This is a genomic window from Pseudomonas sp. AC112, from assembly GCF_979253545.1.
Genome location: NZ_CEEDCM010000001.1, coordinates 390,740 through 407,942, shown reverse-complemented (window position 1 = coordinate 407,942; position 17,203 = coordinate 390,740). Strand labels below are relative to the sequence as shown.

The 17,203-nt window shown below is 56.7% G+C and carries 14 protein-coding genes; 9 read left to right on the top strand and 5 right to left on the bottom strand.

Going from position 1 to position 17,203, the window contains the following annotated elements; translation table 11 throughout:
• Positions 1-591 precede the first annotated feature (591 nt).
• Positions 592-1,944: an O-antigen polymerase gene (locus tag AC0IYN_RS02035; protein WP_406597356.1), complete on the top strand. Its 1,353-nt coding sequence runs from the start codon at positions 592-594 to the stop codon at positions 1,942-1,944.
• Positions 1,945-2,235: 291 nt separating this feature from the next.
• On the opposite strand, the gene AC0IYN_RS02030 is transcribed toward AC0IYN_RS02035, so the two are convergent.
• Positions 2,236-2,865, bottom strand: a complete 630-nt coding sequence (locus tag AC0IYN_RS02030) for an aspartyl/asparaginyl beta-hydroxylase domain-containing protein (protein ID WP_406597357.1) — start codon at positions 2,863-2,865, stop codon at positions 2,236-2,238.
• Positions 2,866-3,235: 370 nt separating this feature from the next.
• On the opposite strand from AC0IYN_RS02030, the gene AC0IYN_RS02025 reads away from it, so the two are divergent.
• Positions 3,236-3,568 carry a ComEA family DNA-binding protein gene (locus tag AC0IYN_RS02025; protein WP_471840388.1) on the top strand — a complete coding sequence of 111 codons (333 nt, stop codon included), beginning with the start codon at positions 3,236-3,238 and terminating at the stop codon, positions 3,566-3,568.
• A 19-nt stretch (positions 3,569-3,587) separates the two neighbouring features.
• Here the strand turns inward: AC0IYN_RS02025 and AC0IYN_RS02020 are convergent, their stop codons facing one another.
• The gene (locus tag AC0IYN_RS02020; RefSeq protein ID WP_471840386.1) at positions 3,588-4,166 is read right to left on the bottom strand and encodes a TetR/AcrR family transcriptional regulator; all 579 of its coding nucleotides are present in this window, start codon (positions 4,164-4,166) and stop codon (positions 3,588-3,590) included.
• A 133-nt stretch (positions 4,167-4,299) separates the two neighbouring features.
• On the opposite strand from AC0IYN_RS02020, the gene AC0IYN_RS02015 reads away from it, so the two are divergent.
• Positions 4,300-4,944 (top strand): GntR family transcriptional regulator, encoded by a 645-nt coding sequence (locus tag AC0IYN_RS02015; protein ID WP_471840384.1) that lies wholly within the window; start codon positions 4,300-4,302, stop codon positions 4,942-4,944.
• A 15-nt stretch (positions 4,945-4,959) separates the two neighbouring features.
• Positions 4,960-5,808, top strand: coding sequence for an urea carboxylase-associated family protein (locus tag AC0IYN_RS02010; protein ID WP_471840383.1), 849 nt, complete (start codon positions 4,960-4,962; stop codon positions 5,806-5,808).
• A gap of 7 nt (positions 5,809-5,815) precedes the next feature.
• On the opposite strand, the gene AC0IYN_RS02005 is transcribed toward AC0IYN_RS02010, so the two are convergent.
• The 3 genes from AC0IYN_RS02005 to AC0IYN_RS01995 form a co-directional block, all read right to left on the bottom strand.
• Complete coding sequence (locus AC0IYN_RS02005; protein ID WP_012722955.1) at positions 5,816-5,983, bottom strand: DUF2897 family protein; 168 nt, start codon at positions 5,981-5,983, stop codon at positions 5,816-5,818.
• Between the two features lie 112 nt (positions 5,984-6,095).
• The gene (eat, locus tag AC0IYN_RS02000; RefSeq protein WP_010211919.1) at positions 6,096-7,460 is read right to left on the bottom strand and encodes an ethanolamine permease; all 1,365 of its coding nucleotides are present in this window, start codon (positions 7,458-7,460) and stop codon (positions 6,096-6,098) included.
• A 275-nt stretch (positions 7,461-7,735) separates the two neighbouring features.
• A complete protein-coding gene (locus AC0IYN_RS01995) occupies positions 7,736-9,622 on the bottom strand; it encodes an acyltransferase family protein (RefSeq protein WP_406597362.1) in 1,887 nt (628 codons plus the stop codon).
• Positions 9,623-9,914: 292 nt separating this feature from the next.
• On the opposite strand from AC0IYN_RS01995, the gene kdpF reads away from it, so the two are divergent.
• The 5 genes from kdpF to AC0IYN_RS01970 all read left to right on the top strand — a co-directional run bounded on the left by kdpF (position 9,915) and on the right by AC0IYN_RS01970 (position 17,167).
• Complete coding sequence (gene kdpF, locus AC0IYN_RS01990; protein WP_003218754.1) at positions 9,915-10,004, top strand: K(+)-transporting ATPase subunit F; 90 nt, start codon at positions 9,915-9,917, stop codon at positions 10,002-10,004.
• A 9-nt stretch (positions 10,005-10,013) separates the two neighbouring features.
• Positions 10,014-11,708, top strand: coding sequence for a potassium-transporting ATPase subunit KdpA (gene kdpA, locus AC0IYN_RS01985; protein ID WP_406597363.1), 1,695 nt, complete (start codon positions 10,014-10,016; stop codon positions 11,706-11,708).
• Positions 11,709-11,723: 15 nt separating this feature from the next.
• Positions 11,724-13,781, top strand: coding sequence for a potassium-transporting ATPase subunit KdpB (gene kdpB / locus AC0IYN_RS01980; protein WP_471840382.1), 2,058 nt, complete (start codon positions 11,724-11,726; stop codon positions 13,779-13,781).
• 64 nt (positions 13,782-13,845) lie between these two features.
• Positions 13,846-14,391 (top strand): potassium-transporting ATPase subunit KdpC, encoded by a 546-nt coding sequence (gene kdpC, locus AC0IYN_RS01975; RefSeq protein ID WP_406597365.1) that lies wholly within the window; start codon positions 13,846-13,848, stop codon positions 14,389-14,391.
• A gap of 124 nt (positions 14,392-14,515) precedes the next feature.
• Complete coding sequence (locus AC0IYN_RS01970) at positions 14,516-17,167, top strand: DUF4118 domain-containing protein (protein WP_457238336.1); 2,652 nt, start codon at positions 14,516-14,518, stop codon at positions 17,165-17,167.
• Positions 17,168-17,203 lie beyond the last annotated feature (36 nt).

Below are 17,203 nucleotides of genomic sequence, written 5' to 3'. Positions count from 1 at the left end.
CTACTCATTCATGCGCGCCATTTGTCGGCGCGGCATGCTTGCGGACTCAGTACTCTGGCTAGTCTTGGCATGGATTCGTTTTGTGATGTGCGTACTGAGTGACCGTCAGACGACCCCTCCCATGATTCACCTGTCGACACTGATGAACGTAGGCTCGTATTTTATTCTGGATGCGTAATCATGCCCGTAGCTGCAATGCCAAGGGCAGTGGAGGCCTCAATAAACCTATTCCCAAAGCTGCGCAAGGATGCTCGGCCCGTGAACTGCATCAATTCCTTTCAGTGAGCCGTTCTAACCGTTCTGGGGCCAGAGATTTCGCTGAGCGGTCAAGCCTTCAACGTGCATCTCTCGCCACAGAGCACGTGCTAGAATGTCTCGGTGGTTTCTTGTGAAAGAATAGTGTTCTTCTTTGACCGGTATGTGGCATCTAGTGGCTTTGCGGATTTTAGACAGGGATAACTGTAATGAAGAGGGAACGCGAGGCGTTGCGAGATCTAAAAAGGCACTGAAACCGTTACATGTATATTTTTTCAATGACAATGGGGTAATTGTAATGCCCCTATTCATACGTCTCACAATATCGGTAAAACAATGAGTCCAGATGACTACATCCTAAAAGCAATATCAATTATGATTAGCCTCATGATACTGCCTTTTGCATATTTGCTTAAGATAAAATGCAAATCCTGGGTGGCGCCGTCGGTAGTATTTACGTTGTTTTGGTTTTTGTTGACGTTTTTACCCTTGGTCGTGATGTTCAGTGTTCCTTCGAACCCGTTCGCAATGGTTTATATATTTGCGTGCTTGTTGGCATTTTCAATGCCGTCCCTATTGACGACATGGACGCCAAAAAATACAAAGAACGAACAGAAATCAACAGTGTCTGCGGATATATATAACAGTTCATTTTTAACGATTTCTTTCTATTCAATGCAGATTGTTGTGGTGCTTTGTATTTTCATAAATTTATCCATCCAGGGATATTCTCCTTACGATTTTCTAACCGATTTGACTGGAACAGCTTATAGATATTTGAATGATCGCTACAGTGGCAATATTGAGGCGAATTTCTTTTCGCGTACAGGAACCTTGCTTAATTATACCGCCAACTGTATTGGCGGTTTGATCATAGCAAGAAAAACAAACCCGAAAAAACTGCTCGTTTTTTTATTCAGTTTCGTTCCGGCCTGCCTTTACATGGTGGTCTATGCAGATAAAGGGACCTTGTTCCAATGTGCTGCATTTTTTTACTCTGGCGTGCTGGTAGCGCGGATAAGTTCTGGCGATTTCTCCCTCACCAACAAAAAAACAAATCGTGTGATTTTTTTCTCTTTAATCTGCTTGCTGCCCATACTCATCCTATCTTTTTTGGCAAGGGGCATTGGTGGAGGAACCACCGAGGAAACCATAGATAAGCTACTGTACTACTTTTCGTCTTATGCTTTTGGGCATTTTTATGCTTTTTCGGATTGGTTTTCCAGCGTTTACTCTGGCTACTCAATTGCTCACTTCGTTGATAGCGGCGAAAATACTTATGGGTTGTACACATTCATGGCACTCTTTAAAGCGCTAGGCAGTACCGCCTTTATTCCAGAGGGCTACTACGATGAGTATTACAACTTCAACAATATTATTCAGTCTAATATATACACAATGTTCCGTGGTACTATTACTGACTTCTCTGCTTTCGGTGCGTTGACGTACTTTCTATTGTCAGGTTTGTTTTTCAATGCTGGGTATATCAGCATGCTGAAGAACGCCAGGCCGATATTTTCACCCGCTATTTACATGTGTTTCATCGCCTACACTTACTCATCATTCCTAATAAGTATCATGACATGGAACAGTATTTTTGCTGTTTTTATATTGGTATCCCTGCTCCTTTGGATAAACCGAGTTGCGTATGGAAAACGCCTGGTTTTGCGCTCCACTCAAACCCACTAAATTCTGCCATGTCGGGTTGATCGAACATTAAGTTCGTCGCCCGGCGGGTGGGTTGATAGTTTCCGATTGAGTACCGGGAGCCAGCGATGTTGGGCCTCTACACGAGTCAGGGGTGCCAGGCCCCCAATCCAGCGTACTCGAAACGAATACTCACGCCCGCAGGTGGGTGAGTGTTTTCCGGTACATGTCCGGAGACCCATTCCATGGTAGCAACACTAAGCGACGAGGCGACTTACCAATTTAACCGGCTATAGAAAAGCTAGCTTTCCCTAAGGGTTGGCTAGCTAGACGTTACCTATTTTGCTTGGTCACCATTCTTACGATGTAACTCATACGGTCTAGAATGGTTGCTGGCTTTGTTAAAATGTCACGCAAGACCTTAAAACCCATGATGATTATGAATTTTGCTAAGTGAAGCCTTACTGCCATTGTCATCTTAGGGAAGTACTTTTCTGTTTCGGGGGCGCGTTTGACATCAATAACCAAATGAACGCGCTCTACATCGCTTTCGTTCTGTGCGGCGTGGAGTCCTGACGTATCAAGCGCCCAAACTTCATTCAGTTTAAGTTGGTAACGAATGTGCTCAATTTCCAAAAAAGCAAGAGGGTTTGTTTTCAGTGGTATATGGAGTCGAGATATTCCAAACAGTAGATTTCCCGACTGGTCTCGATGAGCATGCTGTTCTGAACGCGGTGCCATGTTGTAATAATTCACCATGGCGACGTTTTTCATGCCGATTTTTTCGAGGTGTGATCTCAAGTAGGGTAATTCTGATAAACGATTGGCTCCACGCAAATCGAAGACTCTGACACCCGTCCAGGCGTCGGATCCTGAGTACGCAGGCGTAAGCTCCTTAGCACACACGCGCTCAAATTCCTCGAAGAAGGCTGCGGAGTCAGCCGTCTCGTCGATTTTGAACATGCATTTGTACGCTCCCATTTTCCCCTCCCCATCTTCCTAAATTCCTACAGTATGCGCTAATTTTTCAAATGCGGAAATCTCTAGGCACACTTTTTATAGGGGGGCTCAATTAGCAGGTGCAGTTATAGCTAACTAAATTACTCGGGCTTCAACGATATGTATGTGTTTATCGAGTCAATGATGGTGGTAAGCAGGTAAAGAAGTAAATGGGTGAAATGAGGCCAAATATGTTTGCGTGGGTGCGCATGCTCGGATCGGTAGTACTTACACAATGTAACGTTCTCCGTTTTGACGATTTGAATAGATCGTCTAAGTTTCGAGTGCGGCTTCGGAAAGCTGCCTTCGCTTAGTTAATTCATGGAGTGTCACAATGCAAAATATCTATCTAACCTCTCTTATGTTCGCGTTCCTTACTTCCCTGTCCTTCACCACCACCGCGGCACCGTCCATCAAACAGGAAGCCACAACTCCTATTACCGCCCAGGTAGCCAAGGCAGAGCAATCCGCCAAGGTCAATCTCAACGCCGCAGACGCCGAGACATTGCGCCGTGATTTATTCGGCATTGGTGCCTCGAAAGCCAAGGCGATTATCGCCTACCGCGAAAGCAATGGTCCGTTCACGGCGGTGGATGAGTTGTTGGAAGTGAAAGGGATTGGCAAGGCGCTGCTGGAGAAGAACCGCGATCGGCTTGTCATCAACTAAGCCAATAAGGGGAGGCCGGTCATTGACCGGCTTTTTCATCCTCCGCAACCTGGTTTTTCAAGCTGTCGCGCACCACGTCCAGGATGCGCATCGCCAGTGCCTTGTCCTCGACACTCCGGGCTAGCACCAAAGCGCCTACCAGTGTCGACATCATCACCAAGCCTTGCGCGTCACACTGTCCATTCCCCAAGGCTGTTTCAATCTGCTTGAGTCGAGCGCCGAGTACTGCATCTGTTGTTGCACTGTGCTGGCCTCTCAGGCCTAGCTCAGAGGACATGGTCGGCAATGGGCAGCCTTCTGCCGGCGAGGTCAGGTGCCACTCCGACAGGTAGCTGTCAATGAAGGCTTCCAGCGGCCGCTCCTGGCTGAACAGCATCTCGCAATGGGCGTCCAACTCTGCTGCTGCAGCCTGAAGGGCCTTTTCCACCAGTTCGTCCTTGGACCTGAAGTGCGCGTAAAACCCGCCATGCGTCAGGTTCAGCGCTTTCATCAGCGGCTGCAGGCCGGTCGCGCCGATGCCGTCGCGGCGAAAGCGTACCGAGGCTTCCTTGATGATGCGTTGGTGCGTCTGGTCTTTGTGGTCGGATGAATAACGCATAGGGGCGGCCTCGGGGACAGGTTGGCATTCTAACCAACTTGATTTGATTTACACGCATGTGCTGTTCGGTAGCCGTTGGCACGAAAAGTGGTTACCTCTACGTGGAGGATTGTTCAACAATCGTGAGGTAGCCATGACACTCAGTTTGTCTTTAGCCGACCAGATTGCCCTGGAGCTGCGTGCTGACATCATCGGCGGGCGACTGCTACCAGGAATGCCCTTGATCGAAATGGAACTGGTGAAGGCCTATAACGCATCGCGTAACACTATTCGTGAAGCGTTGCACCGATTGGGGCAGGAAGGCTTGACCCGTTATGTGCGCAATCGAGGGGTAATGGTCCGGCGGTTGGCGCGGGAGGAAGTGCGTGACTTGTTTGTCGTCCGTCGCACCCTGGAGTTGCAGGCCATCGCCCAGAGCGGCCCTCTGACAGAAGATCAATCCCGACGCATGCAGAACGCCATCGACGCCACCACCCTGGCCCGTGAGCGAGAAGACTGGCGTGCGGTCGCTACCCACAGCCTGGTGTTTCACCAGCATATTGTCGGGTTGATGCACAGCCCACTGTTCGATGAGTTTTTTGCCCAGGTGATCGCCCAATTGCGCCTGGTGTTTTGCGCCGCGCCCGATGAGCAGCGCTTCCAGTCGCCGTGGCTAGAGCGTGATCGTGAAATTTACACCTTACTGGCCCAGCAGGATAAAACGGCGGCAGGGGAGGCGATGAGCCTGTACCTGGATGATTCGGAACATCTGTCCCTGGCCTTGTTTAACCACCCTTGATCGAGGATCTGCACCATGTACAAAGACTACCCGGCCGCTTATCAGGTCAGCAATGGTTCGGCGTTGCAGGTCGACACGCCGTTTTACGAGCGTATTCGTGATCGAAAACAGCAACGCACGTTGATTGAGCAGTTTGAAGTGCCGATTCGTACGGGCAGGGCGTGGAAGGTGCCGGCCGGGCATGTGTTCCGTGTGACCACGCCGGTGGGCCCGCAGGTGGGTGACTTCAACGTGTGGAACGCCAATGACCCACGCGAGCGCTTGTGGGCGGCGCGTACGCGTCAGCTGCAAGGTGCCCATGTCAGCACCCATGACCGCTTGTGGTCGAACCTGCCATTCCTGCGGCCTTTGGTGACGATCACCGATGACAGCCTGGCCAGTTACGGCATTGATGAGCACGGCGGGCGTCTGCATGATTTGCTGGGCACGCGCTGTGATCCGTATGTGAATCGCATGCTCACTGGCGAGGATTTCCATCACCATTGTCACTCGAACCTGACCCGCGCGGTTTTACCCCACGGTCTGACGGAATTCGACGTGCATGACGTGCTGAATATTTTCCAGTGCACGGGCCTGAATCATGACGACATGTATTTCATGAAAGCCTGCCCGGCGCAGAAGGGCGATTACCTGGAATTTTTTGCCGAGATTGATTTGCTGTGCGCGTTGTCGACATGTCCCGGTGGGGATTTATCGCTGCCGATGTGGGGGCCTGAGGCGCAGGATCCGCTGACGGTGTGCCGCCCGCTTGGGGTTGAGATCTATAAATTGGAAGATGAGTTGCTGAACGGCTGGAGCCAGCCGGAACGTGCTGCCTACAAGGGGCAGCACGGTTTGCATATTGCCAAGGCGGCTTGGGAGTAACCCAAGTTCAGCGATCCTGCGCGTCCTTGGCATCCGCCTGGGCGTTGCGCTCGGCCACGCGCTTGCGTTGTTCGTCAGTGAGTTCCACTTTGTTGGCGCTGTCACGCAGCATCATCAGTCCACCGACGATCGACCCGATGGCGACCACTAAAATCAACCATGCATACCACGGCATAAGGCTCTCCTTGAGGCAGATTGCCGTGGGAGAGTTTTCCCACGGTAATAACTGCTTTGAGTGACGGGCTTTCTTACTAGTTCAGTGTAGGCCCGTTCTGCCTCTAAGTAGATCAGAGCCCGGTCAACATCGCATCCGCCGGCGCATCGGCACGGTCTTGCGCAGTCATCTGGAAGTAGGCGAACCCAACCACCATGAAGCCCAGGAAGATCAGCCCGATCAGCGCATTGAACCAGGCCATCGCTACCAGGCACACCACCGCCAGCACCAGCGCAATGCCCGGCACGATTGGGTAACCCGGTGCGCGGAAGGTGCGTTCCAGCAGGGGTTCGGTCTTACGCAGTTTGAACAGGCTAAGCATGCTCATGATGTACATCACGATGGCACCGAATACCGCCATGGTGATCATCGCCGCAGTCAGTGTCATGCCGCCCAGGTTGATCAGGCCGTCGCTGTAGATCGCCGCAATACCGACCACACCGCCGGCGATGATCGCCCGATGCGGTGTCTGAAAGCGCGACAGTTTGGCGAGGAAAGACGGCAGGTATCCGGCGCGGGCCAGGGCGAAGAACTGGCGCGAGTAGCCGAGGATGATGCCGTGGAAACTGGCGACCAGGCCAAACAGGCCGATCCATACCAGCATGTGCAACCAGCCGGAGCTGTCACCGACCACGGTTTTCATGGCTTGTGGCAAGGGGTCGTTGATGTTGGACAGGGTGCGCCAATCGCCCACGCCGCCCGCGAAGAACATCACACCCATGGCCAGGATCACCAGGGTCAGGATGCCGCTGATGTAGGCTTTTGGAATGGTGCGCTTCGGATCTTTCGCTTCTTCGGCGGCCATGGCTGCACCTTCGATGGCGAGGAAGAACCAGATGGCGAAAGGAATCGCGGCAAACATGCCGGCAATCGCTGGTGCGCCAAAGGTGTCGGAGCCGGCCCAGCCGTTGAGGGCGAAGTTGCTGAAACTGAAGGCGGGTGCAACCACGCCCATGAACACCAGCAACTCAGCGACGGCGAGCACGCATACCACCAGCTCGAAGGTGGCGGCGAGTTTCACGCCGAGGATATTCAGGCCCATGAACACTATATAGGCGCCCACGGCCGCATGTTTCGGGTCCAGTGCCGGGAACTGCACATTCAGATAAGCGCCGATGGCCAAGGCGATGGCGGGTGGCGCGAAGACGAATTCGATCAGTGTCGCGAGGCCGGCGATCAAACCGCCTTTTTCTCCGAAGGCGCGACGGCTGTAGGCAAACGGTCCGCCGGCGTGAGGAATGGCGGTGGTCAGCTCGGTGAAGCTGAAGATGAAGCAGGTGTACATCGCGGCCACCATCAGGGAGGTCACCAGGAAGCCCAGCGTCCCTGCGACGCCCCAGCCATAGCTCCAGCCGAAGTATTCACCGGAAATGACCAGGCCGACAGCGATACCCCATAAGTGCAGGGTGCCCAAGGTGGGTTTGAGTTGTGTGTTCATTGTGTCGCTCCCTGAATCATTTCAAATGATAAAAGGGCGTTAGCAGCGACCATGCCAATGCACAATTCGACGTCGTAAGTTTATTGAACTGTCGGTTTTAGAACGGTTGGCCTACCAAGACTTCCATGGCGCGCACTAAGTTGGGGCGTTATCATTTGAATTCCAACGATTCGGGTTCACTGTCCTGTGCATGCCCGTGTCAGAGTTCGGTAATTGGGGCCGACGCAGCGTTGAGCGCTAGGTTCGATCAATGACCGCGAGAGGCCCCAGTGTTTTTAGTTGGCAGTGGAAAGAGGAGGTTGCAGTGCGCGCGCGAAACGTTCTTTGACGGCTTCGCCATACAGTCGCGCGCCGACCTCATTTAAATGATCGCTGTCGGAGTAGAGCGGTGTATGCCCAAAAAAAGGAGCGTTGTTGAACAGCTCGATGTGGCTGTAGTCGAGTATTTTTACGTTGGGGTAGTGCTTGGCTATCTCTGAAATTTTCAAGTTGTATTCATCCGCGTCCGGGTTTTTTCCCAGGGGTGGATGTAAGCCCAGTGCCTCGAACTTAATAGCGCGTTGTAAGTTCAGGGTCAGGCTCGGGACTTGTGCCAGTATAAATACGCGCTGATTTCTTTCTCGTGCAGTGACGAGGAATTTGTTGAGGGCTATCACGAATTCTGGACTTTTGAGTTGATAGTCCCATCGTCCAGCAAGCACGATGTCCTGTGACCCGAGAAGCGCTTTGTCAGCTTCCTCTGTCTGCGTTATACACGATTTTCTTACGGGCTCTGGAATGCGTTCTACATCAAAGTTGTCAATGTTGATGCAGCTACTCGCTGTGATGACGCGTATGCGAACCTTCATGAATTGACCGATAACGTCGGCGAATATATTCAGTTGAGCTGCGTGACTGTCTCCGATCATTAGAATTTCTTTGTTACTCTCCCTGTCGCCTCTTATGCAATCACCCATCATCTGCGAATGGCAGATGGTCTGCTGGTCGGCATAACGTGTTAGCTCAGTGGGAAGAGGCGTTGTCAGGTGATGGTTTATTTTGGGTGGAATTACAAGGCTGCCGAGTATGAAGGTGATGACCACCGCCGCCATTGTCAGAGGGGAGAGACGAGCCTTCGGACGGCGCATCGGACCTTCTACCCACGTGTAAGACGCGTAAGACACCAACACAATCAATCCAATAGCTATAAGTGTCGAGCCCATCGGAAGATTATAATCACCGTAATAGTATTTGAAACCTGCCAATATTGGCCAGTGCCAAAGATAGAGCGAGTATGAAATGTTACCTGTGAATACGAGGGGAGGGTAAAATAGCCAGCTTTTAGGGTTCTTATGTTGACTCCAGATTATCAGTGCTGCACCGATGCACGGCGGAAGCGCTAATATTCCAGGGAAGGGTAAAGAGTCATTAATAAAGAATAAGCTGAGCGTTATCAGTATCAAACCGGCGCGGTAGGCCACTTTTTTGTGGGTGACGGTTTTAGGGGCTTGGCTTAAAGCAACCATACTTCCTATCAAGAATTCTGGAACGCGCGCCAGTAATGAGTAGTATATTTCATTGCTGTGTTTATACAATGTCTCGTAGCTCGCATAGAGTGTGAGAATGGACAGGGTAGCGAGTATAGCGGACGTACGATATTTTTTTGGGATTAAGAGGAGCAGCGGTGAAATGAAAAGATAATACTGCATTTCTACTGCGAGTGACCACGTGTGTAAAAGCGGTAGCTCATAGCCCTGAGGGCCAAAGTAATCATAATACGTGGCAAAGTAGTTGTTGCTGTAAAAGAACAGAGCTCTTTTAAAGCTGGGGAAGAAAGCGTTGAAGTCATTGGTGGTTAGGAGCAAACTGGCCAATAGGCTGGTGGCAAACAGCAAGGCAAAATAAGCGGGTGCGATTCTTCTTAGCCTAGACGTGCAGAAGTCTATGAAGCTAAACGTTCCGGCATCCTTCTTAATGAATATCAGATTTGAAATGACGAAGCCTGAGATGACGAAAAAAATATCAACACCTAGAAAACCTCCCGGCAGCCAGGTTTTATCGATGTGAAATATAATGACTGCAATGACCGCGAGCGCTCGCATACTTTGAATATCATTTCGTAGGGTCTTGTTGCTATTGGTCATGTTTTCCGCTTTTTTTCTAAGTGCAACGGTTGCATTCATTGTGCGCTTATGGGTTTCTAGGGGTATGAAAGGTAAAGGTTTTCACCTTAAGGGGCTAACGCGAGGTCGCCGGATTTTATCGTCAAGCTATATAATTGAAGTTGCGTCAAAAGTATAGCGTCACTGATGAGCATTTGACGCTGTGCAGCAGTCTCCCCCCTGTAAACCCCGCATAAACCCACTCTTTACGCCGTCTTTACGCCCTGCCTACCCCCTCGCTCTCGTTCCTTTACGCCACTCCTGCCGACAATTGCCCCACACGCGGCACTCGCCGCTAAACGGAGAGACTTCCATGAGCGTTCTGGACGGGGTGTCACTGCTATTGGCCGTGGCGCTGTTCATTTATCTGCTGGTTGCGCTGTTACGCGCGGATCGGAACTAGGAGCGGGCCATGCACAGTTATGACTATTGGCTGATCATTGCCTTCTTTGCGGTGGTGCTGGTGCCGGCCCCGTTCTTGGGGCGGTTCTATTACAAGGTGATGGAAGGGCAGCGCACCTGGCTCACGCCGGTCTTCGGCCCTGTCGAACGCGCCTGTTATCGCCTGTCGGGCGTGGATGAGCATCAGGAACAAAGCTGGCAGAAGTACATGCTGGCCTTGCTCGCCTTCAACCTGGCGGGCTTTGTGCTGTTGTTCGCGATCCTGTTGTTCCAGGACTATCTCCCACTGAACCCGCAGAAATTGCCGGGGCAGGAATGGACCCTGGCCTTCAACACAGCGGTCAGTTTCATGACCAACACCAACTGGCAGTCCTACAGCGGTGAGGCGTCCCTGAGTTACCTCAGCCAGATGGCCGGCCTGACCGTGCAGAACTTCGTCAGCGCGGCGACCGGTCTGGCCGTTCTGGTCGCGTTGTGCCGGGGGATCGGTCGCAAATCGACCAAGACCCTGGGTAACTTCTGGGTCGATATGACCCGCGCCACCCTCTACGGCCTGCTGCCGTTGTGCCTGGTGCTGGCGTTGTTCCTGGTGTGGCAGGGCGTGCCGCAGACCTTTGCGCACTACGTGGATGCCGTGACGATGCAAGGCGTGGATCAAGTGATCCCCCTGGGGCCGGCGGCCAGCCAGATTGCGATCAAGCAATTGGGCACCAACGGCGGCGGTTTCTTCGGTGTCAACTCGGCGCACCCGTTTGAAGACCCGACTGCCTGGGCCAACCTGTTCGAGTTGGCGGCGATCATCCTGATCCCGGTGGCGCTGGTGTTCACCTTCGGCCACTACGTGAAGGACCTGCGTCAGAGCCGCGCGATTCTCGGCTGCATGCTGGCGTTGTTCCTGATCGGCGGCGCGACCTCGCTGTGGGCCGAATACCAGCCCAACCCGACCTTGAGCAACCCGGCCGTGGAGCAGACCGCACCCCTGGAAGGTAAAGAAGCCCGCTTCGGCACCACCGGCACGGTGCTGTGGGCTGCGACTACCACCGCCGCCTCGAACGGCTCGGTCAACGGCATGATGGACAGCCTCAACCCCCTCAGTGGCATGGTTGCGCTGGTCAACATGATGGTCGGCGAAGTGATCTTCGGCGGCGTCGGTGCCGGCATGTACGGCATGTTGCTCAACGTGTTGATCGCGGTGTTCCTCGCCGGCCTGATGATCGGTCGCACCCCGGAATACCTGGGCAAGAAGCTGCAGGCCAAGGAAGTGCAATTGCTGGTGGTGACCTTGCTGGTGATGCCAGTCGGTACGTTGGTGCTGGGCGCGATTGCTGCGAGCCTGCCCGGCCCGGCGGGTGCGGTCAGTAACCCTGGCCCCCATGGGTTCAGCCAGTTGCTCTACGCCTACACCTCGGCCAGTGCCAACAACGGCTCGGCGTTCGGCGGTTTCAGCGCCAACACCCCGTTCCACAACCTGATGCTGGGCCTGGGCATGTTGATCGGTCGCTTCGGTTACATCCTTCCGGTGCTGGCCCTGGCCGGCAGCCTGGCGATGAAGAAGACCGCACCGATCGGCCAGAACAGCTTCCCGACCCATGGCCCGCTGTTCGTGACCCTGTTGACCGTGACCATTTTGCTGGTGGGCGGCCTGACTTTCCTGCCAACGCTGGCGTTAGGTCCCATTGCTGAACACTTGAGCATGGGCTTCTAGTAAAGGGATATGAAAATGAATATGCCTGCAAAAAACGCGGCTCCGGCACAAACCCAGGAACCCGCCAAAACCGCCATCTCCGCCCTGTGGCGCCCGGCGCTGGTCCAGGCGTTCGTCAAGCTCGACCCACGCCAGTTGCAACGCTCGCCGGTGATGCTGGTGGTCGAGTTGACCGCCATCCTCACCACTGTGTTGTGCTTCGTGCCCGAAACCAGCGTGCCGACCTATGTCGCCGTGCAAATCGCCGTCTGGCTGTGGTTCACCGTCCTGTTCGCCAACTTCGCCGAAGCCTTGGCCGAAGGGCGTGGCAAGGCGCGTGCCGACAGCCTCAAGGCCGGCAGTGAAGGCTTGAGCGCCCGTCGCAAGGAGGCGGATGGCAGCTTCAAGGTCGTGCCGGCCACCAGCCTGCGCAAAGGTGATGTGGTGCGCGTTGCCGCCGGGGAAATGATCCCCGGTGACGGCGAAGTCATCGAAGGTATCGCGGCGGTCAACGAAGCCGCGATCACCGGTGAGTCCGCACCCGTCATCCGTGAATCCGGCGGCGACCGTTCGGCCGTCACCGGCAACACCCGACTGGTATCGGACTGGCTGCTGATCCGCATCACCGCGAACCCGGGCGAGTCGACACTCGACCGCATGATCGCCCTGGTGGAAGGCGCCAAACGCCAGAAAACCCCCAACGAAGTCGCGCTGGATATCCTGCTGATCGGCTTGACCCTGATCTTCCTGTTGGTGGTGGTGACCCTGCAGCCGTTCGCCCACTTCGCCAGTGGCAGCTTGCCCCTGGTGTTCCTGGTCGCACTGCTGGTGACGCTGATTCCTACTACCATTGGCGGTTTGCTCTCGGCCATCGGTATCGCAGGCATGGACCGCCTGGTGCGTCTCAACGTGATCGCCAAGTCCGGCCGTGCCGTGGAAGCGGCGGGGGACGTGCATGTGTTGCTACTGGACAAGACCGGCACCATCACCTTTGGTAACCGTCGGTGTGCGGCGGTGGTCGCGGCGCCTGGCGTCAGCGGCAAGGAAGTTGCCGAAGGGGCGCTGTTTGCCTCGCTGGCGGATGACACGGCGGAAGGTAAATCCATCGTCGAATACCTGCGCGCCTTGCACCCTCAAGCCGAGCCGTCCGCAGATGAGTTGACCGCCGTGCCGTTCAGTGCCGAAACCCGGCTGTCCGGCGTTGATTATCAGGGCCGCGTATTCCGTAAAGGCGCGGTGGACTCGTTGCTGGCGTTCATCGGTCAACAACGTCGCGATCTTGCACCTCCTCTGTCGCGGGAAATCGACAAGATTGCCCAAAGCGGTGGCACCCCGTTGCTGGTGTGTGCCGATGGCAAGTTGCTCGGTGCGATCCACCTGAAGGACGTGGTCAAGCCCGGCATCCGCGAGCGTTTCGCCGAGCTGCGCAAACTGGGCATCCGCACTGTGATGGTCACTGGCGACAACCCGCTGACCGCCGCCGCGATTGCTGCCGAAGCGGGCGTGGACGACGTGCTGGCTGAAGCCACGCCAGAGAAAAAACTCGCCCGCATTCGTCATGAGCAGAACGACGGCCGCCTGGTGGCGATGTGCGGCGACGGCGCCAACGACGCCCCGGCGCTGGCCCAGGCTGACGTCGGCATGGCGATGAACGATGGCACCCAGGCTGCTCGCGAAGCCGCCAACATGGTCGACCTCGACAGCGACCCGACCAAGCTGCTGGACGTGGTGCAGATCGGCAAGGAATTGCTGGTGACGCGCGGCGCGCTGACCACCTTTTCCATTGCCAACGACGTGGCCAAGTACTTCGCGATCCTGCCGGCACTGTTCGCCTCGATCTACCCGCAACTCGGCGTGCTCAACGTGATGCACTTGCAGAGCCCGCAGAGCGCGATCCTCTCGGCCATCGTGTTCAACGCGCTGATCATCGTGGTGCTGATTCCCCTGGCGCTGCGCGGTGTGCGTGTGCAGGCAGCGAGTGCGGCAGCGTTGCTGCGGCGCAACCTGTTGATCTACGGGTTGGGCGGGATCCTGGTGCCGTTCGTGGGCATCAAGGCGATCGACATGCTGTTGACTGCACTGCACCTGGTTTGACCCTATTCCTGTGGGCGCCCGGTGGGTGCCCACAGGTTGCAATGACCGAATTGAGGAATCCGATATGTCCAACATGATCCGCCCGGCCCTGAGCCTGCTGGTGCTCATGACCCTGATTACCGGCGTCGCTTACCCGTTGGTAGTCACCGGTGTCGCCCAAGTGGCATTCCCAAACCAAGCCAATGGCAGCCTGGTGCGCGACGACAGCGGAAAAGTGCGCGGCTCCCGCCTGATCGCCCAGGATTTTACCGGTGACAGCTGGTTCCACCCACGCCCATCGGCCGGCGCGTTTGCCACGGTTTCCAGCAGCGCCAGTAACCTGGGCCCAAGCAATCCGGCGCTGGCCACGCGCGTCTTCGAGGATGCGAACAAACAGTGGGTGCCCAGCCAGGGGCCTGTGCCTTTGGCGTCGCTGACTACCTCTGGCAGCGGTCTTGATCCACACTTGCCACCACCGGCGATTGCCTATCAACTGGCGCGAGTGGCGGCGGCGCGGAATGTGCCGGTGTCGACCTTGCAGCGGTTGCTGGATGAGCACATCGAAAGCCCGCTGGTGGGCCCGCCGGTGGTGAATGTGCTGGCGCTGAATATGGCCTTGGAAAAATTGTAAGCAGTGAAACCGCTTCGCGGGCAAGCCCGCTCCCACAGGGGGGATACATTCCAAATGTGGGAGCGGGCTTGCCCGCGAAGCGGCCTTAAGCGCAACCAATAAACACCTGAAGGAACCCCCGAGCATGAGCGACTCCGGCCGCGCCGACGCCCTCTTAGCCGATCTGCCCCGGGACGGCCGTGGCCGGCTCAAAGTTTTTCTCGGCGCCGCGCCTGGGGTGGGCAAGACCTACGCCATGCTCCAGGCCGCTCACACGCAGTTACGCCAAGGCGTGCGCCTGATTGCCGGCGTGGTCGAAACCCACGGCCGTGCCGAGACCGAAGCCTTGCTCAGCGGCCTGCCGCAACAGCCTCTGCTGCGCAGCGAATACCGCGGCGTAATGCTCGAAGAAATGGACCTCGACGGCCTGCTCGCCGCCAAGCCCAAGCTGGTGCTGGTGGACGAACTGGCCCACAGCAACGCTCCCGGCAGCCGCCACGAAAAGCGCTGGCAAGACATTCAGGAACTGCTCGCCGCGGGCATCAACGTGTTTACCACGGTCAACGTCCAGCACCTGGAAAGCCTCAACGACCAGGTGCGCGGCATCACCGGTGTGCACGTGCGTGAAACCCTGCCGGACTGGGTGCTGCAGGAGGCTGACGAACTGCTATTGATCGACCTGCCGTCCCGCGAGCTGTTGGAGCGCCTGCGCGACGGCAAGGTCTATGTGCCGGAGCAGGCCCGCGCAGCCATCGATGCGTTTTTCACCCAGACCAACCTCATGGCCCTGCGCGAGTTGGCGATGCAAACCGCCGCCGCCCACGTCGATGATGATTTGGCCCAAGGCTATCGCCAACTCGGCCAGGCTGCGCCAGCGGTGCGCGGTCGCTTGTTGGTGGGTGTCGATGGCGACGCGCAAGCCGAGCGCCTGGTGCGTCATGCCAGTCGGGTTGCCCAGCGTCGGCATCTGCCGTGGAGCCTGGTGCATATCGATAACGGTCGGGCGCGGGACGAGCAGTCGCGGCTACGCCTGCAGAATGCCCAGCAACTGGCCGAGCGCCTGGGCGGTGAGGTGGTGCTATTGCGAGCGGGGGAGGTGGCGAAGACGCTGATCCAGCACGCCGCCGAACGCCGTGCCAGCCTGCTGCTGGTGGGGCAGTCACGGATGCGTTGGCGGCGTCGCTTGTTCGGCGGTGGCCTGGCCGCGCGTTTGCTGCGCAATGCGCGCGGTCTGGAAATCAACGTGCTCGACAGCGATGACATCCCCGCACCGCCACGCTTGCCGGATGTGCGCGGGCTGGTGTGGTTCGACTACGCACTGGCGGTCGTGGCGACGGTGGTGGCGGCGGCAGTGGCCTGGGCGGTGTCCAGCGTCTTGCCGCTGCCGAACATCTCGCTGGTGTTCCTGGCCGCCGTGTTGCTGGTGGCGGTGCGCAGCAGCCTGGGGCCGTCGCTGGTGTGTGCAGCCTTGTCGTTCATGACCTACGACTTCCTGTTTATCCCGCCGAATTTTTCCTTTGCCATCCAGCGCGAGGAAGACGTGCTGACCCTGTTGTTCTTCCTGTTGATGGCAGCGCTGACCGGCAACCTGGCCGCACGTCAGCGCCGGCAGTTGCAGGCATTGCGCGACACGCAGGAGGAAACCAGCGAGCTGCTTGACCTGTCACGCAAACTCACCGCCGCTACCGATCGCCAGGCCGTGATCAGTGCCGCAGCGCATCATTTGCAAGGCTGGAGCGACCTCGATCTGTGCCTGGTCAATCGCGATGGCCAGGGCGGTTGGACGATCGAAACCGGTGGCCCGCTGACCCTCACCGAAGCCGAGCGCGCCGCTGCTGACTGGGCCTGGCAGCATGATCAGCCAGCGGGCATGGGCACCGGCACCTTGCCGTTCGGGCGTTGGTGGTGGTGGCCGTTGTCGGGCGAAGAAGGCCCCTTGGGTTTGCTGGGTGTCAGCCCCAAACCCGGCCTGGAATTGAGCGGCCAACGTCGGCGCTTGCTCACTGCCTTGAGCCAACCACTGGCCCAGGCGCTCGCACGGGCGCAATTGGCCCAGGAGCTGGAGTCCGCGCGGCTGCACGGCGAAACCGAGCAACTGCGCAGCGCTTTGCTGGCTTCGGTGTCTCACGATTTGCGCACACCGCTGACCTCCATGCGCGGCAGCATCGACAGCCTGCTGGCACTCGGTGAGGCCATCCCCCTGGAGGATCGCCGCGAGCTGCTGGAAGGCACCCGCGATGAGGCCGAGCGCCTCGACCGCTATATCCAGAACTTGCTGGACATGACACGTCTCGGCCACGGCGCGTTGAAACTGGCGCGGGATTGGGTGTCGCCAGGCGACATCGTCGGCAGCGCCCTCGGCCGTCTGCGTGCGGTGCTGGCACCGTTGCAGGTGAGTACCGATGTGCCGCCCGAGTTGCCCTTGTTGTATGTGCATGCCGCGTTGATCGAGCAGGCACTGGTCAATGTGCTGGAGAACGCCGCACGGTTCTCGCCGGCTCAAGGTCGCTTGCAACTGAGCGCCGGCGTGTTGGACAACCAGCTGTTTTTTGCCGTGGCCGATGAGGGGCCGGGAATCCCCGAGGAGGAGCGCACGAAAATTTTCGACATGTTCTACACCGCTGCACGCGGTGACCGAGGCGGGCAGGGCACGGGCCTGGGCCTGGCGATCTGCCAGGGCATGGTCGGTGCCCACGGTGGGCATATCAGCGTGGCCGACGGTATAGAAGGGCGTGGCACCTGCATCACCTTGTTCCTGCCCTTGCCGACACAGCCTGGCCTGGAGCGCGAGGCATGAGCTACCCTGTTTTCTTCACGGATTTTGATTGGACAC